Source organism: Pseudomonas sp. P42 (assembly GCF_017973755.1).
GTDB classification, from domain to species: Bacteria; Pseudomonadota; Gammaproteobacteria; order Pseudomonadales; family Pseudomonadaceae; genus Aquipseudomonas; species Aquipseudomonas iridis.
The window spans coordinates 271,640-297,031 of sequence record NZ_JACOPU010000003.1 but is presented as its reverse complement, the minus strand read 5'-3'; the positions used below and the strand labels follow the sequence as shown (position 1 = coordinate 297,031).

At 60.9% G+C, this 25,392-nt stretch carries 21 protein-coding genes; 12 read left to right on the top strand and 9 right to left on the bottom strand.

Features of this window, described 5'->3' with window-relative positions; all coding sequences use genetic code 11:
• Positions 1-21: 21 nt before the first annotated feature.
• Positions 22-768 carry an NRDE family protein gene (locus H8B20_RS10730; RefSeq protein WP_115147088.1) on the bottom strand — a complete coding sequence of 249 codons (747 nt, stop codon included), beginning with the start codon at positions 766-768 and terminating at the stop codon, positions 22-24.
• A gap of 130 nt (positions 769-898) precedes the next feature.
• On the opposite strand from H8B20_RS10730, the gene H8B20_RS10725 reads away from it, so the two are divergent.
• The 3 genes from H8B20_RS10725 to H8B20_RS10715 all read left to right on the top strand — a co-directional run bounded on the left by H8B20_RS10725 (position 899) and on the right by H8B20_RS10715 (position 3,598).
• Complete coding sequence (locus tag H8B20_RS10725; RefSeq protein WP_047304010.1) at positions 899-1,681, top strand: sulfite exporter TauE/SafE family protein; 783 nt, start codon at positions 899-901, stop codon at positions 1,679-1,681.
• 79 nt (positions 1,682-1,760) lie between these two features.
• Positions 1,761-2,576, top strand: a complete 816-nt coding sequence (gene lgt / locus H8B20_RS10720; protein ID WP_042561612.1) for a prolipoprotein diacylglyceryl transferase — start codon at positions 1,761-1,763, stop codon at positions 2,574-2,576.
• A gap of 50 nt (positions 2,577-2,626) precedes the next feature.
• Complete coding sequence (locus H8B20_RS10715; RefSeq protein ID WP_034153704.1) at positions 2,627-3,598, top strand: thymidylate synthase; 972 nt, start codon at positions 2,627-2,629, stop codon at positions 3,596-3,598.
• A 122-nt stretch (positions 3,599-3,720) separates the two neighbouring features.
• Here H8B20_RS10715 and cadR read toward each other — a convergent pair whose 3' ends face one another.
• Entirely contained in the window at positions 3,721-4,170 is a 450-nt protein-coding gene (cadR, locus tag H8B20_RS10710) for a Cd(II)/Pb(II)-responsive transcriptional regulator (protein WP_016983204.1), read from the bottom strand.
• Positions 4,171-4,255: 85 nt separating this feature from the next.
• Between cadR and H8B20_RS10705 the strand changes: the two genes are divergently transcribed.
• The 7 genes from H8B20_RS10705 (at position 4,256) to H8B20_RS10675 (ending at position 13,416) form a co-directional block, all read left to right on the top strand.
• The gene (locus H8B20_RS10705; protein WP_210623114.1) at positions 4,256-6,511 is read left to right on the top strand and encodes a heavy metal translocating P-type ATPase; all 2,256 of its coding nucleotides are present in this window, start codon (positions 4,256-4,258) and stop codon (positions 6,509-6,511) included.
• Positions 6,512-6,527: 16 nt separating this feature from the next.
• Positions 6,528-7,391 (top strand): LysR family transcriptional regulator, encoded by an 864-nt coding sequence (locus tag H8B20_RS10700; RefSeq protein ID WP_042562237.1) that lies wholly within the window; start codon positions 6,528-6,530, stop codon positions 7,389-7,391.
• Between the two features lie 256 nt (positions 7,392-7,647).
• Positions 7,648-8,724, top strand: coding sequence for a putative 2-aminoethylphosphonate ABC transporter ATP-binding protein (locus H8B20_RS10695; RefSeq protein ID WP_042561588.1), 1,077 nt, complete (start codon positions 7,648-7,650; stop codon positions 8,722-8,724).
• On the top strand, positions 8,724-10,448 hold the full coding sequence (locus tag H8B20_RS10690) for a putative 2-aminoethylphosphonate ABC transporter permease subunit (protein ID WP_047304003.1): 1,725 nt from the start codon (positions 8,724-8,726) through the stop codon (positions 10,446-10,448). Before H8B20_RS10695 ends, H8B20_RS10690 begins: the two co-directional genes overlap by 1 nt.
• Before the next feature lie 34 nt (positions 10,449-10,482).
• Positions 10,483-11,508, top strand: coding sequence for a putative 2-aminoethylphosphonate ABC transporter substrate-binding protein (locus tag H8B20_RS10685; protein WP_042561586.1), 1,026 nt, complete (start codon positions 10,483-10,485; stop codon positions 11,506-11,508).
• Between the two features lie 214 nt (positions 11,509-11,722).
• A complete protein-coding gene (locus H8B20_RS10680) occupies positions 11,723-12,856 on the top strand; it encodes a TIGR03364 family FAD-dependent oxidoreductase (protein ID WP_210623113.1) in 1,134 nt (377 codons plus the stop codon).
• On the top strand, positions 12,856-13,416 hold the full coding sequence (locus H8B20_RS10675; RefSeq protein ID WP_210623112.1) for a phosphonate degradation HD-domain oxygenase: 561 nt from the start codon (positions 12,856-12,858) through the stop codon (positions 13,414-13,416). Before H8B20_RS10680 ends, H8B20_RS10675 begins: the two co-directional genes overlap by 1 nt.
• 174 nt (positions 13,417-13,590) lie before the next feature.
• On the opposite strand, the gene H8B20_RS10670 is transcribed toward H8B20_RS10675, so the two are convergent.
• Together H8B20_RS10670 and H8B20_RS10665 are read right to left on the bottom strand one after the other, a co-directional pair.
• A complete protein-coding gene (locus H8B20_RS10670; protein ID WP_210623111.1) occupies positions 13,591-14,976 on the bottom strand; it encodes a GTPase/DUF3482 domain-containing protein in 1,386 nt (461 codons plus the stop codon).
• A complete protein-coding gene (locus H8B20_RS10665; RefSeq protein WP_210623110.1) occupies positions 14,969-16,342 on the bottom strand; it encodes a DUF2868 domain-containing protein in 1,374 nt (457 codons plus the stop codon). Before H8B20_RS10665 ends, H8B20_RS10670 begins: the two co-directional genes overlap by 8 nt.
• Before the next feature lie 85 nt (positions 16,343-16,427).
• Between H8B20_RS10665 and H8B20_RS10660 the strand changes: the two genes are divergently transcribed.
• Entirely contained in the window at positions 16,428-16,940 is a 513-nt protein-coding gene (locus H8B20_RS10660) for a dihydrofolate reductase (RefSeq protein WP_210623109.1), read from the top strand.
• Between the two features lie 90 nt (positions 16,941-17,030).
• Here the strand turns inward: H8B20_RS10660 and H8B20_RS10655 are convergent, their stop codons facing one another.
• Positions 17,031-18,422, bottom strand: coding sequence for an L-cystine transporter (locus H8B20_RS10655; RefSeq protein ID WP_210623108.1), 1,392 nt, complete (start codon positions 18,420-18,422; stop codon positions 17,031-17,033).
• Positions 18,423-18,664: 242 nt separating this feature from the next.
• On the opposite strand from H8B20_RS10655, the gene H8B20_RS10650 reads away from it, so the two are divergent.
• The gene (locus tag H8B20_RS10650; protein WP_150617861.1) at positions 18,665-19,726 is read left to right on the top strand and encodes an HAD family hydrolase; all 1,062 of its coding nucleotides are present in this window, start codon (positions 18,665-18,667) and stop codon (positions 19,724-19,726) included.
• A gap of 191 nt (positions 19,727-19,917) precedes the next feature.
• Here H8B20_RS10650 and ilvD read toward each other — a convergent pair whose 3' ends face one another.
• From ilvD to H8B20_RS10630, 4 genes are all read right to left on the bottom strand, one after another.
• Complete coding sequence (ilvD, locus tag H8B20_RS10645; protein WP_150597586.1) at positions 19,918-21,759, bottom strand: dihydroxy-acid dehydratase; 1,842 nt, start codon at positions 21,757-21,759, stop codon at positions 19,918-19,920.
• Positions 21,760-22,016: 257 nt separating this feature from the next.
• Positions 22,017-23,249 carry an MFS transporter gene (locus tag H8B20_RS10640; RefSeq protein WP_210623107.1) on the bottom strand — a complete coding sequence of 411 codons (1,233 nt, stop codon included), beginning with the start codon at positions 23,247-23,249 and terminating at the stop codon, positions 22,017-22,019.
• Entirely contained in the window at positions 23,242-24,219 is a 978-nt protein-coding gene (locus H8B20_RS10635) for a diiron oxygenase (protein WP_210623106.1), read from the bottom strand. Before H8B20_RS10635 ends, H8B20_RS10640 begins: the two co-directional genes overlap by 8 nt.
• Complete coding sequence (locus H8B20_RS10630) at positions 24,216-25,289, bottom strand: SagB family peptide dehydrogenase (protein WP_210623105.1); 1,074 nt, start codon at positions 25,287-25,289, stop codon at positions 24,216-24,218. The genes H8B20_RS10635 and H8B20_RS10630 overlap by 4 nt, the downstream gene beginning before the upstream one ends.
• Positions 25,290-25,392 lie beyond the last annotated feature (103 nt).

Below are 25,392 nucleotides of genomic sequence, written 5' to 3'. Positions count from 1 at the left end.
TTGCGTCAGTCCAGACGCCGCCTAAATCAAAATCTCCACCTCGCCCAGATGCCCGCCATACGGCCCAAAACTGCGCTCCACCATCCGCCGCGTCCCATCCGCCTGCACAATCAGCGCTGTACTCGCCCGCGTCCCGTAACTCTGGCTGGCAATAAACACACTCGACAGCAGTGATTCAGTCGCAAGCCCCACGCCGGTATCCGGCAGCTCGGCAAACGGTGCCGTCTGCGCATCGCCAAGCAACTCCAGCAACCGCGCTGGCGTCGGATCCTCCAGCACTGCGCTCAACGCTGCCTTGGCCTTGAGCAACTTCGGCCACGGTGTATCCAGCCCGGCATTGGATAGTCCGTAGACCCCGGACTCCAGCATCACCGGCTCGGACATCCGCGCATTGAAGTGCCACAGCTCATGGTGGTTGCCGAGCAGCAGGTTGAAACCCGCATAGTCCGGCGAGCGGTCGACCACGTCAGCCAGATAATCCTCCAGCGACTGATCCCCCGTGAGAAACCCGGCCACCAGCTCGCCCCGCGATTTACGCGCCGGTGGCTGATGCGGGTCACGAATATTGGTCAATGCGGCGAAGCGCCCATTGGCACCGATCCCCAGCCAGGAGCCCCCGGCCTCGAGATCACGCCCGGCATGCACGTGCGGCGCCTCCGGCCATTGCGCCAGCGGCAGGCTCGGGCGGGCGTAGAACTCGTCACGGTTGGCTGCGACGATCAACGGTTGAGCATGGTCCGGGCGCCAGGCGAAAACGATCAGGCACATAAGGTGGTCCTTGTGTGTTTTTTGCTCACTCTACGCATCCGGCGTCCGCGCATCCATCGCAAGTGGAGCCGAAGGGTGTGCATCCGTTACCATGCCGCTCCGGTTTTGCGGATGCGTCAGGGAGACGGTCATGGAATTTCTGCTTTATCTGGCGCTGGGCGCCTGTGCGGGCGTGTTGGCCGGGCTGTTCGGGGTTGGCGGCGGGATCATCATTGTCCCGGTGCTGGTGTTCAGTTTCACCTTGCAGGGCTTTGATCCGTCGATCCTCACGCATCTGGCGGTCGGTACTTCGCTGGCGACGATCATCTTCACCTCGGTCAATGCCGTGCGTGAGCATCATCGACGAGGCGCGGTGCAGTGGCCGATTTTTGTCTGGATGGCGGTCGGGATCCTGATCGGTGCTGGTTTGGGCGCCCTGACTGCCGAAGCCATTTCCGGTCCGAACCTGCAGAAAATCATTGGCGTGTTTGCCTTGGCGATTGCGTTGCAACTCGCGCTGGACGTCAAACCCAAGGCCAGCCGCACGGTGCCTGGCAAGGCTGCGCTGGCGGCGGCCGGCAGCGTGATAGGTTGGGCCTCGGCGATTTTCGGCGTCGGTGGTGGCTCGCTGACCGTGCCGTTTTTGACCTGGCGCAGCGTACCGATGCAACAAGCGGTCGCCACGTCGTCGGCCTGCGGGCTGCCGATTGCGCTGGTCAGTGCTTTAAGTTTCATGATTTTGGGGTGGCACGATGCGCGGTTGCCGGCCCATAGTCTCGGTTTTATCTATTTGCCGGCGCTGCTGGGCATTGCCCTGACCAGCATGGTCTTCGCGCGTTTTGGCGCGCGGCTGGCCCATCGGTTGTCGGCGAAGTTGCTGAAAAGACTGTTCGCCGCTTTGCTGTTCTGCGTGGGATTAAGCTTTCTGCTTTGACCGCGTGGCAATCCTGGCTTAATCCTGAGGTGGCAGCGTCGCCCGGGAATTCTGCTTTCAACTCTAACGAGGAGTCGCAATGCTGCCTTACCCGCAGATCGACCCGGTGGCCCTGGCCATCGGTCCGCTGAAAATCCACTGGTACGGTCTGATGTACCTGATCGGCATTGGCGGTGCGTGGCTGCTGGCGTCGCGCCGGCTCAACCGCTTCGACCCGACCTGGTCCAAAGAGAAGCTTTCCGATCTGATCTTCTGGCTGTCGATGGGCGTCATTGTTGGCGGACGTCTGGGCTATGTGCTGTTCTACGACCTGAGCGCGTACCTCGCCAACCCGATGCTGATTTTCGAAGTGTGGAAGGGCGGCATGTCGTTCCACGGCGGTTTCATCGGCGTAATGCTTGCGGCCTTGTGGTTCGGCAAGCGCAATGGCAAGTCGTTCTTCCAGCTGATGGACTTCGTCGCGCCGATGGTGCCGATCGGTCTTGGCGCCGGGCGTATCGGTAACTTCATCAACGCCGAACTGTGGGGCAAGGCGACTGACGTGCCGTGGGCCATGGTCTTCCCGCCGTTCAGCGACCCGGCACAGCTGCCGCGTCACCCGTCGCAGCTGTATCAGTTTGCGCTCGAAGGCGTGGCGCTGTTCCTGATCCTGTGGCTGTTCTCGCGTAAACCGCGTCCGACCATGGCCGTATCGGGTATGTTCGCGCTGTTCTACGGGATCTTCCGGTTCATCGTCGAGTTCGTCCGCGTACCGGACGCCCAGTTGGGCTATCTGGCCTGGAACTGGCTGACCATGGGCCAGGTGCTGTGCGTACCGATGATCGTCGGCGGGTTGTTCCTGATCTGGCTGGCCTATCGTCGCGCGCCGGCAGCACCACTCGCGCCGACGGCTTAAACTACGAACCCCGGCGCGCGACGCCGGGGCTCAAAGGACACAGGTAACTCATGAAGCAATATCTCGAACTGGTCTCGCACGTCATCCAGAACGGCACCAAACAGGCCAACCGCACCGGCATCAACACCATCAGTTTTCCGGGGGCGATGCTGCGTTTCGATCTGCAGGAAGGTTTCCCGGCGATCACCACCCGCAAGATGGCCTTCAAATCGGCCATCGGCGAGATGTGCGGCTTTCTGCGTGGCGTGAACAACGCCGCTGAATTCCGTGCGCTGGGCTGCAAGGTCTGGGATCAGAACGCCAACGAAAACGCGCAGTGGCTGGCCAACCCGTTCCGTCAGGGCGACGACGACCTCGGCGAAATCTACGGTGTGCAATGGCGCAAATGGCCCGCGTACAAGCAGATTCCGCTGAGCAACACCGCCGCCATCGAGCAAACCTTGAGCAACGGCTACAAGCAAATCGCTCAGGGCGAAGAAGACGGTCAGGCCTATGTGGTCCTGTACAAAGCCATCGATCAGGTGCGCCAGTGCGTCGACACGATCATCAATGATCCGGGCAGTCGCCGCATTCTGTTCCACGGCTGGAACGTTGCTCAGCTTGATGAAATGGCCTTGCCGCCGTGCCATCTGCTGTACCAGTTCCACCCGAATGTCGAGACCAAAGAGATTTCTCTGACCCTCTACATCCGCTCCAACGACCTGGGCCTGGGCACGCCGTTCAACCTCACCGAAGGCGCCGCGCTGCTGAGCCTGATCGGTCGCCTGACCGGTTACACGCCACGCTGGTTCACCTATTTCATCGGTGACGCCCACGTCTACGAAAACCACCTGGACATGCTCAACGAACAGCTCAAGCGCGAGCCGTTTGCCATGCCGAAACTGAAGATCTCGGATCGCGTGCCGGAGTTTGCCAAGACGGGCGTGTACCAGCCGGAATGGCTGGAGCTGGTGGAGCCGAGCGATTTCTCGCTGGAAGGTTACGAGCACCACGCGCCAATGACTGCGCCGATGGCGGTCTGAAGGTCTGCCATTGAACCTGTGGGAGCTGGCTTGCCAGCGATTGCGGCGGCACATTTAACATTAATGTGGCTGACAGATCGCTATCGCTGGCAAGCCAGCTCCCACAGGGATATTCGGTGTTTTCAATGGCCGTGACTACGGCCCACGTGGGAGTGCTCAACTTCCGTCGCCACAACCCCGCCACTCACTTCCAGTCGCTGCAAAATCCCGCACTGATCCGCCATCGGCCCTTCGCCACAACGTTGGCGCAGGTCGAGCAGTTGCGTCTGTAATGCCAGCAATCCATCAATCCGCGCCTTCACGTGCTGGATGTGCTCGTCGATCAGCGTATTGACGCTTTCGCATTGATCCTGCGGGCTGTCACGCATGGCCAGCAGGCTGCGGATCTCTTCGAGGGTCATGTCGAGGGTGCGGCAGTTGCGGATGAAGGTCAGGCGTTCGGCGTGGGCCTGGGTGTAGACGCGGTAGTTGCCGTCGCTGCGGGCCGGCTCCGGCAGCAAGTTTTCACGCTCGTAGTAGCGGATGGTTTCCACGGCGCAGTCGGTCAGTTTGGCCAGTTCTCCGATCTTCATGACGGCAATCTCCAAAAGGGTGCTTGACCCTATAGTGGCTACAGGGTCTTTACTTGGCAACAGGCACCTTCATGGACGCGACCCGATGAGCGATTCCCAGCACACCCACAAGCCCGGCGACGGGCACGATCACAGTCACAAGCTGCAGCCTGTGCATAAACATGCCCATGGCGGCGATTCCTGCTGCGGCTCGAAAACGGCTGCGCCTGCGTTGGTGCAGCTCAGCGAAAAGACCAGTGCCGATGCCCGGCTGAGCAGTTTCCGCATCGAGGCGATGGACTGCCCGACCGAGCAGACGCTGATCCAGAACAAGCTCGGCAAACTCGCTGGCGTTGAGCAACTGGAATTCAACCTGATCAACCGCGTGCTCGGCGTGACCCACAATCTGCCGGACACCGCGCCGATCATCGATGCGATCAAATCCATCGGCATGCACGCCGAGCCGCTGGAGGCGGGCGTCGAAGCGCCGGCGCCGGCTCCGGTGAAAAAACACTGGTGGCCGCTGGCTCTCTCGGGCGTTGGCGCATTGGCGGCTGAAGTTATCCACTTCACCAACGCCGCACCCAATTGGGTGGTGGCGATCATCGCGTTGATTTCGATCCTCAGCGGTGGCCTGACCACCTACAAAAAGGGCTGGATCGCCCTGAAAAACTTCAACCTCAACATCAATGCGCTGATGAGCATTGCCGTCACCGGTGCGATTCTTATCGGTCAGTGGCCGGAAGCGGCGATGGTGATGTTCCTGTTCACCGTGGCCGAGTTGATTGAGGCCCGCTCGCTGGATCGTGCGCGTAACGCGATCAGCGGCCTGATGCAGATGACCCCGGAACAGGCGACCGTGCAGCAGGCTGACGGCACCTGGCTCGAACAGGAAGTGAAAAGCGTCGAACTCGGCGCCCGCGTGCGGGTTAAACCCGGTGAGCGTATTGCGCTGGACGGTGAAGTCGTCAGCGGCAATTCGACCATCGATCAGGCGCCGATCACTGGCGAAAGTCTGCCGGTAGAAAAAACCGTCGGCGACAAAGTCTTTGCCGGCACCATCAACCAGGCAGGATCGCTGGAATACGCAGTGACCGCTGCGGCAAACAACTCGACCCTGGCGCGGATCATTCACGCCGTCGAGCAAGCCCAAGGTGCACGTGCACCGACTCAGCGCTTCGTCGATCAATTCTCGAAAATCTACACCCCGGTGGTGTTCGTCTTTGCGCTGGCGGTCGCGATCATTCCGCCGCTGTTCATGGGCGCCGTGTGGTTCGACTGGATCTACCGCGCGCTGGTGTTGTTGGTGGTGGCGTGCCCATGTGCATTGGTAATTTCCACCCCGGTGACCATCGTCAGCGGCCTCGCGGCAGCGGCGCGCAAAGGCATTCTGGTCAAGGGTGGCGTGTACCTGGAGGGCGGTTTCAAGCTCGACTATCTGGCGCTGGATAAAACCGGGACGATCACCCACGGTAAACCGGTGCAGACGGATTACCTGTCCCTTGATCCGACGGCCGATGCCACGGCACCGGCGATTGCCGCCGCATTGGCCGGGCGTTCCGATCATCCGGTGTCGCTGGCCATCGCCAATGCCGCTGTGGATAAAAATTTCGCCGTGCTGAATGTGGATAACTTCGAAGCGCTCGGCGGGCGGGGCGTAAAGGGCGATATCAACGGCCAGACCTATCACTTGGGCAACCATCGTCTGGTCGAAGAGCTGGGCCTGTGCTCGCCGCAATTGGAAGAAAAGCTGTTCGCGCTGGAGAAACAGGGCAAGTCCGTGGTGCTGCTGCTCGACACGTCTGGCCCGTTGGCGCTGTTTGCCGTGGCCGATACCGTTAAAGAGACCAGCCGTGAGGCGATCCGTCAGTTGCATGCACTGGGCGTGAAAACCCTGATGCTGACTGGCGACAACGTCCACACCGCGCAGGCGATTGCGGCGCAGGTTGGCATCGATGAAGCGCGCGGTGATTTGCTGCCCACCGACAAACTGCAAGCCATCGAAGACCTGTACAAGCAGGGTCATCGCGTCGGCATGGTTGGCGACGGTATCAACGACGCCCCGGCGCTGGCTCGCGCCGAGATCGGTTTTGCCATGGCCGCTGCGGGCACCGACACGGCGATCGAAACGGCCGATGTCGCCCTGATGGACGATGATCTGCGCAAGATTCCGGCCTTCATCAGCCTGTCGCGCGATACCGCCAGCATCCTGAAACAGAACATTGCGTTGGCCCTGGTGATCAAGGCTATCTTTCTTGGGGTAACCTTCGCCGGGCTCGCCACCATGTGGATGGCAGTGTTTGCCGACATGGGCGTGAGTCTGTTGGTGGTGTTCAATGGTTTGCGCCTGCTGCGCAAATAAACGATGAGGGATGGTTGTGCTGAGTGCCGAGCTGAAGGCGTTTTACATGGTGGCCCGCTTGGGCAGCATCACGCTGGCGGCGAAAAAACTCGGCCTCAGCCAGCCGACCGTGACCACGCAGATCCGCAATCTGGAAAGCCAGTATTCGGTGGAGCTGTTCTACCGTGGCGGTCGGCGTTTGAGCGTCAGTGACGAAGGCGCGCGGTTGCTGCCGATGGTCAAAACGCTGTTGCAGCAAGAGGCGGACATCGAGTTCTTCCTGCGCAACAGCGGCCAGGTGCAGGGCACACTGCGCATCGCGGCGACCGCGCCGTATTACATCCTCGATCTGGTGAAGACTTTTCGCGAGCGCCTGCCGCAGGTGGAAGTGTCGGTGGAAATCGGCAACTCACAGCAAGTGCTCGAAGCGCTGGAGGATTACCGCGTGGATATCGCGGCGTCCTCGCAGTTGCTCGATGACGCGCGGCTGATTCGCCGGGTGCTGGGCACTGATCCGCTGGTCTTGGCAGTGCATCGCAATCATCCGTTGGCGGCGCAAGAGCATGTGGCGTTGAGTGCGCTGGCCGGGCATACGCTGTTGATGCGTGAGTCGGGCTCGACCACACGGCGGCTGACCGAAGAGCTGCTGGCCGGTGCCGGGGTGAGTTTCGGGCCATTGCTAGAGATAGGCAGCCGTGAGTCGATTCGCGAGGCGGTGCTGCGCAATATCGGCATCAGCATCATTGCCCGGCAGGAAGTACCTCACGATCCGCAGTTGCGCGTGCTGACCATCGAGAACGCGCCGCAGATTCCTGAGTACCTGTATTGCCTGAAGGAGAGGAAGGGCGCGCGGTTGCCGGCGGCGTTTCTCGGGTTGGCGCAAGAGATGTCCCCGGCCTGAAACCTTGCGTGGGCAGGGCCGGCCTCATCGCTGGCAAGCCAGCTCCCACAGGGATTTTCAGTGGAATCAGATTTTGTGAACCACAGAAACACCTGTGGGAGCTGGCTTGCCAGCGATGGCGCCAGGTCAGACAACACAGATCCAGACGCTGAACCAAAATCCCCGAATACCACTATCGGCCGTTTTTGCCTCACTGCCACATGACGGACGCATTACAACCCTAGGATTGGCCTCATCTGCTTGATGAGGTCTGTCCATGAATCCTGCCATTGCAACTGCCCTGACCAACCCCGGTGCGCCGATGAAAGTGCGCAGCGTGCAGAAGCGCTTCGGCGCTTTCACCGCACTGGATAACGTCTCCCTCGACGTCGCCGCCGGTGAACTGGTGTGTCTGCTCGGCCCCTCGGGCTGCGGCAAGACCACGTTGCTGCGCTGCATCGCCGGTCTGGAGAAGCAGGACAGCGGCGAACTCTATCTCGGTGACCGCGACGTCTCGCACCTCGCCCCGCAAGCTCGCGACTACGGGATTCTGTTCCAGTCCTACGCGCTGTTCCCCAATCTGACTGTCGAGGCGAACATTGCCTACGGCCTCGCCGGCAGTGGTCGCGAGGAAGTACGCCGTCGCGTCGCTCAGATGCTGGAACTGGTCGGCCTCATCGGCAGTGAGAAAAAGTACCCCGGCCAATTGTCCGGCGGTCAGCAACAGCGCGTCGCGCTCGCTCGCGCCTTGGCTCCGGCGCCGTCGTTGCTGCTGCTCGATGAACCGATGTCGGCCCTCGATGCCCGGGTGCGCGAGCATCTGTGCACCGAACTGCGCCAACTGCAACGCAACCTCGGCATCACCACCCTGATGGTGACCCACAATCAGGACGAAGCCATGCTAATGGCGGATCGCATCGCGGTGATGAACAACGGCCGTGTCGAGCAATACGCCACCCCGCAGGAAATCTACAACCGCCCAGCCACGCCGTTTGTGGCCGAGTTTGTCGGTCAGGGCAACTGGCTGCCGTTCCAGCGCAGCAGCGAAAGCCACGCCCAGGTCGGCGGGATGAACCTGCGCCTGAGTGATGGCAGCGTCCAGCGTGCGTCGGGCCGTTTGTTCTGCCGCCCGGAAGCGATCAACGTCAATCCGCTGGTGCATGAGGAGAACCTCTTTCCGGCGAAAGTCCGTGAGATCACCTTCCTCGGCAACCGCTGCCGCATGAGCTTCGAACTCGATCAACTGCCAGGCCACGCACTGCTCGCCGAACTGGCGCCGGAAGCCATGCCGCGCCTCGGCGCCCAGCAGATCATGGTCGCCTTGCCGCCGCGCAGCCTGCAGGTGTTTGCCTGATGAACAGCAATCTCGCGCTGCCGCTACCGCACAAGCAGGTGCGGCAGACCTCCCGTGCCGAGATCGGCGACCGTATCTTTGTCGTCGGCGGCAAACTGCTGTTGCTGGTATTGCTCGGCGTTGCGGTGTTGCTGCCGTTGCTGGCGATCTTCTGGCGTGGTTTCAGCAGCGAGGCCGGGCAGGGCGGTGGCTGGGTCGCGGCGAAGGAATTGGTGACCAGCGAGAATTTCCACTGGCTGCTCGGCAACAGCCTGAAAGTTTCCCTCAGTGTTGCGGCCATCGTCGTACCGCTGGCTTATCTGTTTGCCTACGCACTGCAACGCACATTGATACCGGCGAAGGGCATCTGGCGCGGGATTTCCCTGCTACCGCTGATGGCGCCGTCGATGCTGCCGGGCATTGCGCTGGTCTATCTGTTCGGCAACCAGGGCATGTTGCGCGGACTGCTCTCGGACAACATTTACGGGTTCTGGGGGATTGTGCTGGGTGAGGTGATTTACACCTTTCCCCATGCGCTGATGATTTTGCTCTCGGCTTTGTCGCTGGCCGATGCGCGTCTGTTCGATGCTGCGTCGAGCATGGGTGCCAGTCCCGCCAAGGCCTTTCGCAGCATCACCTGGCCGGCGACGCGTCAGGCTGTGTTCGCCGCGTTCTGTCTGGTGTTCACTCTGACCATCACCGATTTCGGTGTGCCGGTGGTGGTGGGTGGCGACTACCAGGTGCTGGCGCTGGAAGCTTACAAAGCGGTGGTCGGCCAGCAACAATTCGGTCGCGGCGCATTGATCGGCATGGTGCTGTTGGTGCCGGCGCTGTTCAGCTTCGGGGTTGATGCCTGGCTGCGCCGCCGTCACGGCGACTCCATGAGTGGTCGCGCTCAGGTGTTCAAACCGGCACCGTCGAAACTGCGCGACAGCTGCTATCTGGCGATTGTCCTGTTGATCAGCGCCGCGTTGCTCCTGGTGTTCGGCATGGCGGTGTTCTCCTCCTTGGTGAAGTTCTGGCCGTACAACCTGTCGCTGTCGCTCAATCACTACCAGTTCAACGAGACGGCCGGCGGTGGCTGGCTGGCCTACAGCAACAGCTTGAAGATGGCGTTGGGCACGGCGCTGATCGGCAGCGTGCTGATCTTCACCGGCGCTTATCTGATGGAGAAGACCCGCACTCAGCGCGGCCTCAACCTGGCGTTGCGCATGCTGAGTTTCATCCCGATGGCGGTGCCGGGGCTGGTGCTGGGTCTGGGTTACGTCTTTTTCTTCAACCTCACCGGCAATCCGCTGCACGTGCTGTACGGGACGATGACGCTGCTGATCGTCTGCACCATTGCGCACTATCTGACCACTGCACAAATGACCGCGACCACCGCGCTGCGCCAACTCGACGCCGAGTTCGAAGCCGCTGCGCTGTCGCTCAAGGCGCCGCTGTACCGGCATTACCTGCGCGTGACCGTGCCGATCTGCCTGCCGGCGCTGCTGGACATCGTGCGCTACCTGTTCGTCTCGGCGATGACCACGGTTTCCGCAGCGATCTTCCTCTACAGCCCCGACACCATCCTCGCGGCGGTGGCGGTGCTGAACATGGACGACGCCGGCAACGTGGGCGGTGCGGCGGCGATGTCGACCCTGATTCTGTTCACCTCGGCGGGCGTGTCCTTGCTGCTGGCGTGGGCTTCGCGCGGCTTGTTGCGCCGCTCCCAGGCCTGGCGGCAAACCGCGCCCGGTCACTGACTCACACGTTCAACTCACCTACAGGAAATCGATCATGTTCAAGCCTATGGCCCTGGCCGCTGCTGTGCTCGCTACTTTCAGCCTGAATGCCTTCGCGGCAAAAACCGAGTTGACGGTGTACACCGCCCTCGAAGCCGAACAGTTGAAGACCTACAAAGAAGCCTTCGAAAAAGCCAACCCGGACGTGGAGATCAAGTGGGTGCGCGATTCCACCGGGATCATCACCGCCAAACTGCTGGCCGAAAAGGCCCGTCCGCAGGCTGACGCCGTGTGGGGGCTGGCGGCGTCGAGCCTGGCGATCCTTGATCAGCAAGGCATGCTGCAAAGCTACGCGCCAAAGGATCTGGGCAAGATCGGCGCGAACTATCGCGATGCCGCCAACCCGCCAGCCTGGGTCGGTATGGACGTCTGGGCCGCGACCATTTGCTTCAACACGATTGAGGCCGAAAAGCAGGGTCTGACCAAGCCAGTGAGCTGGCAGGATCTGACCAAGCCTGAGTACAAAGGCAAGATCGTCATGCCTAACCCGGCCTCGTCCGGCACGGGTTTCCTCGACGTCAGCGCCTGGCTGCAAACCTTCGGCGAGAAACAGGGCTGGGCCTACATGGACGGACTGCACCAGAACATCGGCCAGTACGTTCACTCCGGTTCCAAGCCATGCAAACTGGCAGCGGCCGGCGAATTCCCGATCGGCATTTCCTTTGAATACCCGGCGGTTCAGTTGAAGCGTCAGGGTGCGCCACTGGACATCATCCTGCCGAAGGAAGGTCTGGGCTGGGAGATCGAAGCGACCGCCGTGATCAAAGGCACCCCGCATGAAGACGCGGCCAGGAAACTCGCCGACTTCTCCGCCAGCGCCGAAGCGATGGACTTGTACAAAGAGAACTTCGCCGTCCTCGCGCAGCCGGGCATCGCCAAGCCGCAGACCGAATTGCCGGCCGACTACGAGCAGCGTCTGATCAAGAACGACTTCGCCTGGGCCTCGAAAAATCGCGACGAAATCCTGACCGAGTGGCGCAAGCGCTACGACGGCAAGTCCGAGAAAGTCGCCGCCAAGTAAATCTTCGTAAACTGACAGGGCCCCATCGCTGGCAAGCCAGCTCCCACAGGTTTCAAGGTGTTCTCGTAATCGGTGTTCACCACAAATCCCTGTGGGAGCTGGCAGGCTCATTCCCACATTGGATCTCCAGTGAACACACTTTTGTGAACACCCCAATTCCCTGTGGGAGCTGGCTTGCCAGCGATAGCGGTATTGCATTCAGGACATCATCCCCATGACACAACACAAAGACCTGCTGGTCGTCGGCGCCGGCATCCTCGGTCTCTCACACGCTTACGCCGCCGCCAAACGCGGTCTCAAGGTCGCCGTATTCGAACGCACCGCCACGCCACTCGGCGCTTCGGTGCGTAACTTCGGCCAGGCATTGGTCACCGGCCAACCGCCCGGCCAAATGCTCGAACTGGCCAAGGCAAGCCGTGACATCTGGGGGGACTGGGCGCAACTCACCGGGCTGCAAATCAAGCGCAACGGCTCGTACCTGTTCGCCCGCAGCGAAGCCGAAGAGCATCTGCTCGAAGCATTCTGCGCAAGCCGCGCAGTGGAGCACGGTTACAACGTCGACTTGCTGCGCGGCGCTGCATTGCGCGATCTGTACAACGGCCAGTTCAGCCACCACCGCGCCGCGTTACACGGGATGGACGACCAACAGCTGTACTCGCGCGAGGCCATTCCGGCGCTGATCGATTATCTTCGCCGCGACCTCGGTGTCGAATTTCACTTCTCCACGCTGGTGCGCGATGTCGAGTCCGGACGTCTGCAAAGCACGGCCGGAACGTTTACTGCCAAGCAGATCATCGTCTGCTCGGGCCACGATTATCAGACGTTACTGGCCGAGCCGATTGCCGCGCTCGACCCGCAAATCTGTCGCCTGCAAATGCTCCGCGCCCGGCCGCAGATCGATCTTGATCTGCAACACGCGTTGCTCACGGGTTTGAGTTGCGTGCACTACGGCGCCTTCGCCGATCTGCCGGAAGCGGCGGCGGTACAAGCGCAGATTCTGCGTGAGCAACCGCACCTGCACGAAAACGGCATCCACCTGCTGATCAGCCCGACGCCGTATGGCGAGTTGATCATCGGCGACTCGCACCATTACGGCAGCGATGCTTCACCGTTCAACGCCGAACAAGTCGATACCTGGATGCTTGAGCTGGCCGAACAGACCCTGGGCTGCAAGGTGCAAGTGGTTGAACGCTGGCAGGGCGTCTATGGTTCTCGGGGGCCGGGACCGTTTTCGTTCCTGCGCCCGGTACCGGGCTTGAGTGGGGCGTTGATGCACACTGGCGTCGGCATGAGCGTTGGCCCGGCGATGGCCGAGCGCAACGTGGCGCAGTTGCTGGAGGAAGTTTGATGGCAGGTCATGAGCAAATCGTGGCGAGGGTGTTCGGGTTGTATGAGCGCTTCGGCACCCGTGATTACATCGGCGAACCGGTGTCGCAGATCGAGCACATGTCCCAGGCGGCCGAACTGGCTATCGCCGAGGGCTTCGACGACGAAGTGGTGCTGGCGGCGTTCTTTCATGACATCGGCCATTTGTGTGCCGAGGGCGCGGAGAACATGGACGGTTATGGCGTAGTCAGCCACGAACGGCTCGGGGCGGATTATTTACGTGAGGCCGGATTCAGCGAACGCATGGCGCGGCTGGTGGAGTATCACGTGCAGGCCAAGCGTTACCTGACGTTGCGCGAGCCTGGGTATTTCGAGCGGTTGAGTGAAGCGAGCCGCAGGACGCTGGAATATCAGGGCGGAGTGATGACGGAGGTCGAGGCGGATGAGTTTGCGCGCGATCCTTTGTGCGCGGTCAGTCTGCGCATGCGCCAGTGGGATGAGTTGGCGAAGGAGAGGGCGGTGCCGGTGATGGACCTTGGGGTATTGAAGCGCAAGGCAGTGACATTGTTGTCGGGCTTGTGAAAGTCACCCTCACCCCAGCCCTCTCCCAGAGGGAGAGGGGGCCGACGGAGTGATCTTCAGTTATGCGCCGACCTGAGATATCCAGCCGAACTCAGGATTTGAAAAGCATGAAGATCTGCTCCCTTTCCCCTCGCCCCCTTGGGGGGAGAGGGCTGGGGTGAGGGGGGTAGCGATCTAAAGCTCAAACACCTTTCCAACCAACTCCTCGATCTGCTCCTGCCTTTCCCCCTGATTCAACTTCGCGTGCGGATTGAGCGATGACCACTGCGGATGCGCCCGCGCCTTGCTCAGCGCCTCGGGCAACTTGCCCTCACGCCAGGTCTTGTCCTGCGGTGTGGCCACCTGAACCGCGTCCATCGCTGCATGCCCGCGCTGATCAAGTGCCAGCAGCAATTGCCGCTGACGCAACGCCAACAACCGCAACACCCCATCGTCCACGGTCAACTCCCGTTGCCCTTTGATCTTGCCGAGCAAACGACTGCCATAACTGCGCGCCGTTTGCAGTGCGCCACCCGCAATCGCACCGGCCAGCGCTGCGGCCCCGAGGGTAATCCCGCCGACCAGCAAATCCACGCCGGCCCCCGCCGCCGCGCCCGCTGCGATCCCGCCGCCAACCCGTACACCGAGTTGCTTCAGCGTCTCGGGATTGAACAGGTCATCGCCCCAGCGCCCGTCCAGCAACGGCAAATCACTGGCCGCCGCATCCTGCGGGCGAAACGCATACAGCTTGAGCAACGCCTCGACGCACTTCTGTTCGCGTTGACGCACAGCCTTGCGTAATTCGCTGATGGCTTGCTGTTCCTGCTCGGCTTCACTGACCACGCTGCGTCGGCACGCGGCGCAGTCGATCAGCAATTCTGCGATCAGCCGTGCGGCACTTTGCTGGCGCGCCAGGCGCTGAGCCTGTTGATCAGCAATCAACCGCTCCAGTTGTGGCCGCGCATTTTCCAGCAGCAGCGCGAGGCTTTCATACAATCGCCGCTCGCCATCCTCCGGCGGCGCGACGCTGTCGAAACGCACCAGCGCATGCAGACCCAGTCGCGCAAGCGCCTCGCGCCAATCCGGCTCGCGATGGTTGGCACTGCTGACGAAATTGAGTACCGGCAGCAGCGGTTTGCCGCAACTGGCCAGCACTTCCAGCTCATCGCGATATTTGGCCAACACCGGTTCACGAGCGTCGATCACATACAAACCGGCATCCGAGGCGAGCAGTTGTCGCAGCACCTTGGCCTCTTGCTCGAAGCGCTGGCGTGCCTCGCTGCCGTCGAGAAACCGCGCCAGCCGCGCCGGGCCATCAAGGCGTTCGCCAGGGCGTTCCAGACGTTCGAGAAAATCCAGCAGGGCGATGGCGTCTTCCAGCCCCGGCGTGTCATAGAGATCGAGCAACGGCTCGCCGTCCACCGACAGCCGCGCGCCCTCGACATGCCGTGTGGTGCTTGGCCGATGGGAGACTTCGCCGAAGCCGACATCGCGGGTCAGCGTGCGCAGCAGCGACGTCTTGCCGACGTTGGTGTGGCCGACCACTGCCAGTTTCAGCGGGGCTTTGCGGGCGTCAGTCATGTCCAGTCTCCAGCCAGTTCAGCGGCGCGCTGTCGGCAAACTCCAGCTCAAGCTGTTGCAGCGCGATGTGCCAGTCGCCGAGACGTTCGGCATCCAGCGCTGCACCGGGCGGCGGTCGCAATAGCCACACGCGCGTTTCGCCAGCGCTGCGCGCCAGTTCGGCGATCAGCGCAAGGCTGCCGCGATCCGGCGAGCGCTGTGGGTCGCAGGCGATGGCCAGCCGCGCCGGTGGAAAACGGCTGAGTTGTTCGAGGAGCTTATGCCGCGACTCGCGGCTGTCGAGAATGCCGGCGTTGCTGATGTTTTTCGGCAGCGCGGGCGGCCATGGGCGTTGTTCGTCGAGTTCAATCGCGACCAGCAACGCGCCTTCGCTGGCGTGTTCGCTGACACCGCTTTCGACGCGATGCATCTGCGGGGGCTCCGGATCGTTGACACCGAGGCGCTCACTGCTTGGCATCAGGCGTTCGCGCAGTTGGGCGTAGCCGGGCAGGTTCAGGTCCAGGCGCAGTGCCGCTTTGCCGCTGTTCCAGCGCCAGAAGCACAACAGCGCCAAAATCAGGCGCGGGAGCACGCCATAGACCACCAGCACGCCGACCAGCCATGTCGCCCAGGCCTGACGGGCACTTTCGATATCGAGAGCACCGTCGCCGCTGGCGCGGATCATGTCCACGGTCGGCACGTTGAACCCCAGCAACGATGGCAGATGACCGAGGGCCTGGGTGACGTGAATGAAGGTATCGGCGCTGAGAAGGGTTGTTTCCCAGACGAAGCCGTAACGCCGCGTCGCCATCAGCGTCAGCAGCAGAACCAACGCGCTGAGCATTACCAGCAACCACAGGCCATTGACTAGCGCACCGAGCGCCCAGCGATTGAGTTTCTTGCGCTGCAGCATCAACAGCAGGGCCGGCGCCAGTTGGGCGGCTTTAGCGTCGCGGGCGAGTTTTTCGCTCAGCCACAACCACAGTCGCCCGAGGGTGGCGCCATGTTCGCCGGCAAAAATCAGCCCCAGTGCCCAGCTCAGCAGCAGAATCAGGTTCAGCCCGAGCAGGCTGCCCAAGGCCCAGAACACATTGACCGGCGTCTGGCCCAGCGCGGCGAACGCCAGACCGGCGCCACTCAACATCGCCAGTATCATCAGCAACACCAACGCCAGACGTGCGCCTTGCAGCCAGTGTTTGAGTGCGGCCGTCAGCCCGTCACGCTCAGCCAGCCACAAGGCGCGGCGTTGAATGCGGCTCGGCAGATCGCCGCCGGCCGCGCGGGCCAGGCGATTGGCTTCCAGATCATCCAGAGGGCCTGCATGTTCTTCGCGCAGGCGCACGGTTTCGGTCAGCCAGAGGTTTTGCAGTGGAGTCAGTTCAGTCACGCGCCATTCCGTCGCTCAATTGAGTCGAGAGCATAACCGCTGTGGCGCTTATCGGGGTAAGCGAGGCTCTGGTATCCTCGCCGACATGACTAAATCACTCCCCCTCAGCCTGATCGCAGCCCTCGGTGAAAACCGTGTGATCGGCGTCGACAACAGCATGCCCTGGCACCTGCCGGGCGACTTCAAATACTTCAAGGCCACGACCCTCGGCAAGCCGATCATCATGGGTCGCAAGACCTGGGATTCGCTGGGCCGCCCGCTGCCGGGGCGCTTGAACATCGTGGTCAGCCGTCAGGCCGATCTGGTGCTCGAAGGTGCGGAGGTTTATCCGTCGCTGGATGCGGCGGTAGTTCGCGCTGAAGAGTGGGCGAAGGAGCAGGGCGTCGATGAGCTGATGCTGATTGGCGGCGCGCAGTTGTATGCGCAAGGGCTGGCGCAGGCGGATCGTCTGTACCTGACCCGTGTGGCGCTGAGCCCGGAAGGCGATGCGTGGTTTCCGGAGTTTGATTTGAACCAGTGGACACTGGTGTCGAATGTGCCGAACCCGGCAGAGGGCGATAAGCCGGCGTACAACTTCGAGGTTTGGGAGAAGGCCTAAAAGATCGCAGCCTGCGGCAGCTCCTACAGAGTGTTCGCATTTCTCCTGTAGGAGCTGGCGAAGCCTGCGATCTTTTGATCTTGCTTTACATCAAGCCTGCGCCAGCTGCGCATGCTCATCGGCATCCAGCAGTTCTTTATCTGTCTGCTGCATCACCTGGCTGGTAATCGCACCGGCGGTGATCGCACCACTCACGTTCAACGCCGTACGCCCCATATCAATCAGCGGCTCAACCGAAATCAGCAGCGCCACCAAAGACACCGGCAAGCCCATCGCCGGCAGCACGATCAACGCTGCGAACGTCGCACCGCCGCCCACGCCCGCCACACCGGCCGAACTCAGGGTCACAATCGCTACCAGCGTGGCGATCCACAGCGGATCCAGCGGGTTGATGCCCACGGTCGGCGCAACCATCACCGCCAACATCGCCGGGTACAGACCTGCGCAGCCGTTTTGACCGATAGTCGCACCGAACGAAGCGGCGAAACTGGCGATTGACTGCGGAATACCCAAACGACGGGTTTGCGCCTCGATGCTCAGCGGAATGCTCGCTGCACTGGAACGGCTGGTGAACGCGAACGTCAGCACCGGCCAGATCTTGCGGAAGAAACGCAGCGGGTTGATCCCGGCCGCCGACACCAGCAAGCCATGGACGACAAACATCAGGCCCAGACCGAGGTACGACACCACCACAAAACTGCCGAGCTTGATGATGTCTTGCAGGTTGGAACCGGCGACGACTTTGGTCATCAGCGCGAGCACGCCGTACGGGGTCAGCTTCATCACCAGACGCACCAGACGCATCACCCAGGCTTGCAGGGTGTCGATGGCGTTGATCACTTTTTGACCTTTTTCGACGTCATCCTTGAGCAGTTGCAGTGCGGCAACCCCCAGGAACGCCGCGAAAATCACCACACTGATGATCGAGGTCGGCTTGGCCCGGGCCAGGTCGGCGAACGGGTTTTGCGGGATGAACGACAGCAACAGTTGCGGCACATTCAGGTCGGCAACCTTGCCGGCGTAGTCAGTCTGAATGGTTTGCAGGCGAGCCATTTCCTGCGTGCCGGCGACCAGACCTTCGGCGGTGAGGCCGAACAGGTTGGTCAGGCCAATGCCGATCAGCGCCGCAATGGCGGTGGTGAACAGCAGCGTGCCGATGGTCAGGAAGCTGATCTTGCCCAACGACGACGCGTTGTGCAGCCGGGCCACGGCGCTGAGGATCGAGGCGAACACCAGCGGGATGACGATCATTTGCAGCAACTGCACGTAGCCGTTACCGACCAGATCGAACCAGCCGATCGAAGCTTTCAGCACCGGGTTGCCGGCACCGTAAATGCTGTGCAGCGCCACGCCGAATGCCACGCCGAGAGCCAGCGCGAGCAGGACTTTTTTCGCCAGGCTCCACGAAGTGTGGCGGGTCTGCGCCAGACTGAAGAGCAGGGCGAGGAACACCAGCAGGTTGAGAATCAACGGTAGATTCATGAGAACTCCAGGAAAGTCTTTGCCAACAGCCTTCCGGGGCTGCTGCGAACCGGCAAGCCTAACAGCTTGAAAACTAATGATTTAATACCGAAAACGTATGGTGTCCGTCGTTTTTGGAATAAGCGTGTGTCGCTCACAGCAATGCATTTGGCGCAAACAGGGGCGGGGGCGGTCGCTGACAGACGAGTACTGTCACACGTATTTGTTAGCGTCGATGCTTTTAGATCAGGGAGAAAGCGTCGATGAAGTTCGCACCGAAATTTCTGGCTGTCGCACTGACTGTAGGGATGGGCCTGGCCACTCAGGCCTTCGCTACCGACTTGAAACACTGGCCAGCCGATCAGGCCAAGGCGCTGGACGCGATGATTGCGGCCAACGCCAACAAGGGTAACTACGCGGTGTTCGACATGGACAACACCAGTTACCGCTACGACCTCGAAGAGTCGTTGTTGCCGTTCATGGAAAACAAGGGCCTGATCACCCGCGACAAACTCGACCCCTCCCTGAAACTGATGCCTTTCAAGGACACCGCCGACCACAAGGAAAGCCTGTTCAGTTACTACTATCGTCTCTGCGAAGTCGACGACATGGTCTGCTACCCGTGGGTGGCGCAGGTGTTCTCCGGCTTCACCCTCAAGGAGCTCAAAGGCTACGTCGATGAGCTGATGGCCTCTGGCAAACCGGTGCCGGCCACGTATTACGAAGGCGATGTGGTCAAGAAACTCGACGTCAATCCGCCGAAGATCTTTACCGGCCAGCAAGAGCTGTACAACAAGCTGATGGAGAACGGCATCGAGGTCTATGTGATGACCGCCGCCTCTGAAGAACTGGTGCGCATGGTCGCGGCGGATCCCAAGTACGGCTACAACGTCAAACCGCAAAATGTCATCGGCGTGAGCCTGCTGCTGAAGAACCGCGAGACCAACGAGCTGACCACTGCACGCAAGCAAATCACGGCGGGCAAATACGACGAGAAGGCCAACCTCGGTCTGGAACTGACCCCGTACCTGTGGACGCCAGCGACCTGGATGGCCGGCAAGCATGCAGCGATCCTGACCTACATCGATGAGTGGAAAAAACCGGTGCTGGTCGGCGGCGATACGCCCACCAGCGACGGCTACATGCTGTTCCACGATGTCGATGTGGCCAAGGGCGGTATTCACTTGTGGATCAACCGCAAGGACAAGTACATGACGCAAATCAACGGCATGATGGCCAAGCATGCGGCGGCGCAGGCCAAGGAAGGGTTGCCGGTGACGGCGGACAAGAACTGGGTGATCGTCAAACCTGAAGAGATTCAGTAAAACCGAGTCGCTCCAATCGCTGACAAGCCAGCTCCCACAGGGCCTGTGGTGTTCGCAGAAGTTGTGTTCTAGCCCGAAACCTGTGGGGACTTGCTTGCCAGCGATGAGACCATCATGGTCGCCGACTGAATCGGCCAGACAAAAAAATGCCCCGCACCTTGGCGGGGCATTTTTGTTTTTGCTATCGAGGCTTACAGCCCGTCGAGCATCGCCTTGTTACGCACAGCACCCTTGTCGGCACTGGTCGCCAGCAGGGCGTAGGCCTTCAGGGCGGTGGTGACTTTGCGTGGACGGATTTCCACCGGTTTCCAGCCTTTCTTGTCCTGCTCGACCCGGCGTGCGGCCAGTTCTTCGTCGCTGACCAACAGGTTGATCGAGCGATTTGGAATGTCGATCAGCACCTTGTCGCCATCCTGCACCAGACCGATCGCACCGCCGGCCGCGGCTTCTGGCGAAGCGTGGCCGATGGACAGCCCCGAGGTACCGCCGGAGAAACGGCCGTCGGTAAGCAGGGCGCAAGCTTTGCCCAGGCCTTTGGATTTCAGGTACGAGGTCGGGTAGAGCATTTCCTGCATGCCCGGGCCACCTTTCGGGCCTTCGTAGCGAATGATGACGATGTCGCCTTCTTTCACTTCGTCGGCGAGGATGCCGCGTACGGCGCTGTCCTGGCTTTCGAAGATCTTCGCGTTGCCTTCGAACACGTGGATCGACTCGTCGACGCCAGCGGTTTTCACCACGCAGCCATCGAGCGCGATGTTGCCGTAGAGCACGGCCAGCCCACCTTCTTTCGAATAGGCGTGCTCGAAGCTGCGGATGCAGCCGTTTTCACGGTCGTCATCGAGGCTTTCCCAACGCGTCGACTGGCTGAATGCAGTCTGGGTCGGGATGCCCGCCGGGCCCGCCTTGAAGAAGTGATGCACGGCTTCATCGTCAGTCTGGGTGATGTCCCACTTGGCGATGGCTTCTTCCATGCTGCGGCTGTGCACGGTCGGCAGGTCGGTGTGCAGCAGGCCGCCACGGGCCAGCGAACCGAGGATGCTGAAGATGCCGCCGGCACGGTGCACATCTTCCATGTGGTACTTCTGGATGTTCGGCGCGACCTTGCACAGCTGCGGCACAACGCGGGAAAGACGGTCGATGTCGCGCAGGTCGAAATCTATCTCGGCTTCCTGGGCAGCAGCCAGCAAATGCAGGATGGTGTTGGTCGAACCGCCCATGGCGATGTCGAGCATCATCGCGTTTTCGAACGCCTTGAAATTGGCGATGTTACGCGGCAACACCGACTCGTCGTCCTCTGTGTAGTAGCGCTTGCACAGCTCGACGATGGTGCGGCCGGCCTGCAGGAACAGTTGTTCGCGGTCGCTGTGGGTGGCGAGGGTCGAACCGTTCCCCGGCAGTGCAAGACCGAGGGCTTCGGTCAGGCAGTTCATCGAGTTGGCGGTGAACATGCCGGAGCACGAGCCGCAGGTAGGGCAGGCGCTGCGCTCGTATTCAGCGACTTTCTCGTCAGAAGCGCTGGCGTCGGCGGCGATGACCATGGCATCGACGAGGTCGAGGCCGTGGGACGCAAGTTTGGTCTTGCCGGCTTCCATCGGCCCGCCGGAAACGAAGATCACCGGAATGTTCAGGCGCAACGCAGCCATCAACATGCCCGGGGTGATCTTGTCGCAGTTGGAGATGCAGACAATGGCATCGGCGCAGTGGGCGTTGACCATGTACTCGACGGAGTCGGCGATGATTTCGCGGCTCGGCAGCGAATAGAGCATGCCGTCGTGGCCCATGGCGATGCCGTCATCCACGGCGATGGTGTTGAATTCCTTGGCCACGCCACCGGCGCGTTCGATTTCACGGGCGACCAGCTGGCCCAGATCCTTCAGGTGCACATGGCCCGGTACAAACTGGGTGAACGAGTTGGCAATGGCGATGATCGGCTTTTTGAAGTCGTCATCTTTCATCCCGGTGGCGCGCCACAGTGCGCGGGCGCCGGCCATGTTGCGGCCGTGGGTGGATGTTTTCGAACGGTAATCAGGCATGGAGCACTCCGGGCGGCTAATCAGGTATCAAAAGGGGAGAGAGCTTCTATTGACGTCTGGAACACTCAGAAATGGCCGTGTGTCCGGAAGTTGCCGATGACTTTGCGGGATCGCCGCTTGCCTCAGCCTGAGCTCATAAACCCGCCGGGGGATGAATGGCGATGAATGAAGCGATTCTACACCGCTGGCGTCTGGAGGGAATGGCGCAAAGTGTTGTTGCCGTGCCGACGGTGCCTGTTGCGTGACGACCGGCAGGATTAATCGCTCCCCGGCTGCACGATCACGTCGGTCTGAGTGTTTCTTGCTCGACGGCTGATACCACCGTTCAATGCCAGCGCCACGCAACTGAGCAGCACGAAACTGTAGCCCAGCGTGGATTGCAGATTGGCAGGACTGAGGCTTATCAGCGCGCTGATCAATCCTGCGCAAATGAAGATGATGGTGCTGCCGGCCGAGGCCGAGGTACCGGCGTTGTCGGGAAACAGACTCATGGCTCGAGAAGTGGCGGCTGGCCGGGAGATGGTCGTGCCAGCGGTACACATCAGCATCGGGATCAGCACCGCAATCGGGGTCAGCGCATGATGGGCCGCCAGATACAGCGTCAGCAGGCCCGACAGCAGGATCAGACTCAGCCCGATAATGATTTGTCGGCCGGGCGTGATGCGTCGATTCAACACCGAAGCGATGATGCCCCCGACAATGTAGGCGGCACCGTAAATCAGCAGGATCAGCGCAAAGTCGTACGGCGTCAGTTGCAACTGATCCATGAAAATCAGCGGCGAGATCACGATGAACGAGAAGTGGCAGGCAAAGGCGAACGCTGATATCAGCCAATAGCCGACGAACTCGAAACTTCCCAGCACCCGTCGGTAGGACTGAATGAAACCCAGGCGTTCGCCGTTGCTGGCCGGACGACTGTTGTCCAGAAGCAGCCAGGCTTTGATGAATACCACGGCCGCCAGCGCAATGAAGACCCAGAAACTGCCGCGCCAGCCGAGAGTGGCTTGCAGAAAGGTGCCGGCCAGCGGCGACACCGAAATAAAGACCCCGCTCGCCGTGACCATCAGGATGCGCAGACGATCACGTTCTTTACCCTCGAACAAATCCTGCACCAGCGCCTGTGACAGCACAAAACACCCGCAGCCCACGGCCTGCACTACTCGAAACATCAGAAACAGCGAGTAGTCGCTGGTCATCACGCAACCAAGCGCGCCGAGTATCGATACGATCATGCCTGCGAGCAGCAAGCCCTTGCGCCCGATCACGTCGGACAGTGGCCCGATCGAAACCTGAGCAAACGCGATTCCCACGGCGAACAGACTGATCGACAGCGCAATGTCTGTCGGCGTGTTGCGAAAGTGTGCAGCCAGTGCCGGAAATGAAGGCAGCAGAACATCCAGAGGGAACACGCCGAGCAGCACCATCGCCAGCAACAGGCTGACCGCGCCACGGCGTTGTCTGGCGTTTACCACTGACTGCCCCTTATCCATCGATCAATCCTGCCTTGGCGAAGCGTTGCTGGTTGGTGGGCCACGCAAAAAAACCGGCTCTTTTCAGTGCGTCCACTGTCGCGGTGGCACCTGAGCGTGCGCGCCGTCGAGTGGCTTGCGGCGCCGTTACGCTGGCGATGATGTCGGTCACGGCGCTGTCGGTGATGCCTGCTCCACGCAGGCTCTGTTGCAACCAGCGCTCGTCGGCTTCGAAGAACATCCCGATGATCTCCAACAGCGATCTGGAGGCGAAGGTTCGCTGGCGATTGTTCAAGGCCAGCCACAGGTAATGGAACACTTCGGCGAAGTAGCGGCTGTGGCGGGCTTCGTCGGCCAGGTGATCGCGCAGCATATCGTTCACGCTGGACACCAGACTGTTGCGACACACCTCCAGCAGCTCCCGGGCAATGATGGTTTCCGAGACGAAGCCGAGGAGAAACCATGCCAGTGGGCGGTTTTTCTCCGAAGTGCGGGCGATCAGGGCGTTCATGCGCGCAATCCGCTTTGGCATCGCCGGACGCCCGATGATCCCGTAGAACCCGGCGATCTGATCGGCGAGACGATTCGAAAACAGCGCGTGATAGCCCTCGTCGGTATAGAGCTGCAGCGCTGCATGCTTCATGGCTTGAGACACATGAATCGGCAGTTCCCGGTGGATGATGACTTCTACCGCGCGATTGACGATGCGGTGTTCCAGCAGGGTGGTGTAGTCGAGAAAGTGCACCAGATGATTGGCCGTCAGCCGATGCAGCACATCACGCCCTGCTGCTTGAATGGCGGGATGCGACAGGTAGGGCAGGAAGTCCGGTGGAAACCAGTAACGACTTTCCAGTTGTTGCTGCACATCGTCTGGCAACTGATAGTCATGAGTGCTGGTGCGGACGGAGGCTCGGTTGTCCCAGTCCCCCAAGGTGAATTTTAGCGCCCAGGAGGTTGGCGCTTCGCTCGGATCGGCACTGAGGAGAGTCATACCTGGGCCTCGCGCAGCAGTTCGCGCAGTTCCTGGCACATCGCCTGTCCGTCGCTTTCCCCGCAGCCGACAAAGAACAATGGCTGTTCGGCGCTTCCCCCAAGTTCGAGGTGTGTTTCGACTTGCTCGTCGGCAAACGCGCCGGTCAACCAGGTGTTCAGGCCAAGTGCTGTGGCAACCAGTTGAAAGGTTTGTGAGAGGTGACCGGCCTCCACGAACGCCATGCGATAGGCGCGGGAGTGCCCATACTTCCACCAAAGTCGATCGAATCGCGCCGTGATGAACAATCCCAGCGGCAGGTTGTTGATGAAATGCTGACCGCCGAGCAAATGGCCCAGTGCCGATGACGGCAATGGATTGACTCGACTGATGGAGTGTTCGTCGGGGTGATAGGCATAAATGCCGGGAGCAACGTCGTCGACGTTCTGCACCAGCAGAAAACCTTCGCATGCGTTCAGGCCACCGCCGGAGGGACTGCTGCGGCGTGCGCCCAGTCCTTCGGCGATGCTGTCGTCCGTAACAGTTTCGCGCTCGCGCAGGTAACCGAGAGTCAGGTAAAGCAAGGTGCTGACGTTATCGAGCGTCATCGCTGCACCGGTAAAGGAGCGACAGGTTTTTCGCTGGAACAGCGCGTTAGCCAGGCTGTCGTCGCTCAATTCGCCAGGGGCGGGCAAGGCGATGCGCTGTGCAGCCTCGTGCTGCGGACGGCTTTTTGCGGGCGGCGGGGTGGCCAGCACTTCGTTGCAGTGCGTCAGGTATTGCCTGGACCACTCTTGAATATTCTGTGGGGTATGTTCGCAGGGAATGTTTTGCGTGCCGATATGAAAAATCTTCGATAGTTCATCCCAACCCCAGTGCGGGTTGTCTGGTTTTGAAACGGTTAGAATGCCCGTGTTTAATAATTGTGTGTCTATGATGTTGTGTGTGTCGAATAAGTCGGGGTCATTTATTAGTTGGGTAAGGCGTGACGCATAGTTCAGGTCGAGTTCATGTTGAATGTGATCTTTGTAGTTCCAGATTATTTGTCCGGGCGAGCGCGGCAATATAAACAAATAAGGGTTGATGTACATGGGGTTCATTCACTCTGGAAAAAATCGAAAGGACGCCGAGGGGCCGGCACTCCGCAGCGTCCAGACTTATTTAACGGACTTTAGGCGCAACCAGAAAAGCCAG